This window comes from Salinimicrobium oceani, assembly GCF_012037645.1.
Genome location: NZ_JAAVJR010000868.1, coordinates 1 through 400 on the forward strand (window position 1 = coordinate 1; position 400 = coordinate 400).

2 pseudogenes are annotated in these 400 nt (G+C 39.8%); both read right to left on the reverse strand.

The features are described from left to right. Nucleotides 1-117, reverse strand: a pseudogene (locus HC175_RS24450) (arsenate reductase); the annotation flags it as partial. 104 nt (nt 118-221) lie between these two features. Then, nucleotides 222-400, reverse strand: a pseudogene (gene prfB, locus HC175_RS19800) (peptide chain release factor 2); the annotation flags it as partial.

Sequence of the window (400 nt, forward strand, 5' to 3'; positions counted from 1 at the left end):
TTCAGAAAGTGGATCCTTTAAATATTCCCTTACCTGGAAATCCTTACCGGAAGCTTCTAAAACTTTCAATCCTTCTCTTGATTTGCTACAGCGGGGGTTATGGTAGATGATTATCATTTTTTACAGTTATGAGTTATGAGTTATGAGTTATGAGTTATGAGTTATAAGTTATAGTTATGAGGATCACTGACCTCTGATCACTGACCACTGATCACTGACCACTATTCTTCGACCTTCTGTCCCATCATCATCAAAAAAGCTTTCAGAAAGCTGTCTATGTCTCCATCCATCACGGCATCAACATTTCCGGTTTCTTCTCCCGTGCGAACGTCTTTGACCAATTTGTAGGGATGCATCACATAATTCCTGATCTGGGATCCCCATTCTATCTTCATTTTCG